The 1829-nt window shown below is 60.9% G+C and carries 1 protein-coding gene; it reads right to left on the reverse strand.

Going from position 1 to position 1829, the window contains the following annotated elements; translation table 11 throughout:
* Positions 1 to 89 precede the first annotated feature (89 nt).
* The gene (locus tag OLZ32_RS39070; RefSeq protein ID WP_162119690.1) at positions 90 to 1763 is read right to left on the reverse strand and encodes an IS66 family transposase; all 1674 of its coding nucleotides are present in this window, start codon (positions 1761 to 1763) and stop codon (positions 90 to 92) included.
* Positions 1764 to 1829: the final 66 nt, after the last annotated feature.

Here is a 1829-nt window from a genome sequence, read left to right on the forward strand (position 1 = left end):
GTAAGCGGGGCTGATTTGGTGGCCGTGCCGACACAATTAGCATGTCTGACCCAGAGCAGGGTGCTAGTTGCGCAAAGGATCGAGAGCGTTCAGGCGCGTGCTGCGACCATCGAGGCGAGGGGTGCCACAAGATGATCTTCGTCACCGATCCCCAGCCGATCGCCGAGATAGTGCCAGAACGACAGGCCGAGCTTTTGGCAGGTCTTCATCAGGCCGAGCATGCTGTCGCGCGCCTGCCGACCGTTGCGACTGACCGTGCCGCCGGAAATCTTTCGCTTGATGACAAGTCCGCGCAGATCTCTTTCCGACGCATTGGTGTGGAGCGGGGTTTCAGGCCGCTCCAGAACCCGCAGCAGTTCGGCCTTGCGGCGACCCAGTCGAAACAGCAGTTTGTCGAGGTCGCCATAACCGGTGCGCAGCGAAAAAATGCGATCGAACCGGGCCTGAAGGCCCCGGGCTACACGGGGATCAGGTCTTCGCCGATAGGCTTTCAGAGCCCTGTAAAAGTGCCAGACAAGCTCGCGCAGGGTTTCGACGTGTTTCACTTGGCCGGGCGTCGCCGGCATCAGCTTGTGCAGCAAACGCTCGGCGTGGACCCAGCACAGCGCATGGGTGCCGACGCGGAATTGTCCGGCATCGTCGGATACGATCACCGCATTGCCGACCAGACCATGATGGCGGATGGCGCCCCAGATGCCGGCCTCGGCAAACGGGCGGATTATGTCCTTGTCGAAGATGTCGATACCATTGGCGGCCAGATACTCGAGAAACGGAACCTGATTGGCAAACCGCCGCGGTTCACATGTCTTCAACCGCGCCAGAAGGGCGGGGTCCACCTGACGGGTTTCCAGAAAGGTGAAGGCGGCATCGTTGAGAACATAGTCCTGATAGTTGCCGCGCAGCAGGGCCAGAAAGTTCAGCCGCGACTTCGACGGCGTCGTGCGGAAGGCGGTGAAATGCTCGCCTCCGATCTGTGTCGTATGGAAATTGCGGTTGGCATGACGGGCGCCAGTGTCGTCGACCGTGACAAAGGGAGCCGAGACCAGGCCGGCATGCAGCACGGCGGCATCCTCGGCATGAAAGCCGTCCAGCCGCTCTGTCAAAAACCGGATGACCTGGCGTTTGGAAATCTCGACACCGACATCGTTCAGCAAGGTCGTCAATCGCTGCGTTGTGACCTGCCCATGGCTATGAAGCATCAGGCAGAAGCGACGCAGACTGGCGCCGTAACCACCCTTTATCCCTGCTGGCAGCGGCGCAATGATCGTGCGTCCTTCCGGTGTCACCCAGCATTCGCGGCGATAGCGCACCACTTCGGCCCGCACGACCAGATCACGGACCATACAATCCTTGTAGCCTTTAAACCGCGATCCAGGTGGGGCTCTGGCAGGCAGCACCTCTTCGCGCGTGGCGCTCCTGGTGTCGCCCTTCGGCCCGCGATGCCGCGCAGGCTTTCGGCTGCCGGCAACCGTCTTGTCGCTCGTTGCCTGCTCCATACCCGAGGGTCTGAACGGTGGGCGTGGCGGCAGGTTTTTAAGTCGCGCAATCTCGTCGCGCAGAAGCTGGTTGTCGACCTTCAGCCGCGTGTTCTCGATCCTCAGCTGATCGTTTTCTTCTCGAAGCTTTCGGTTGTCAGCCTCGAGCGCCTCAATCCGGATCTCTGCCCGATCGGCCCGCTCCACCAGACCAGTCACGAGCTCGCGCAGCGCCTTCAGCGACAGCGTATCGGCATGCTCGGCCATGGGGAGGCGGCGCTTCGTCATAAAGGAAGTGAATCATGATTCACAAAAAATCGGAATCCCCCGTGCCACCAGATCTGCTCCAGTTAC

The organism is Rhizobium acaciae (assembly GCF_025941625.1).
Taxonomy (GTDB): Bacteria; Pseudomonadota; Alphaproteobacteria; order Rhizobiales; family Rhizobiaceae; genus Rhizobium; species Rhizobium acaciae.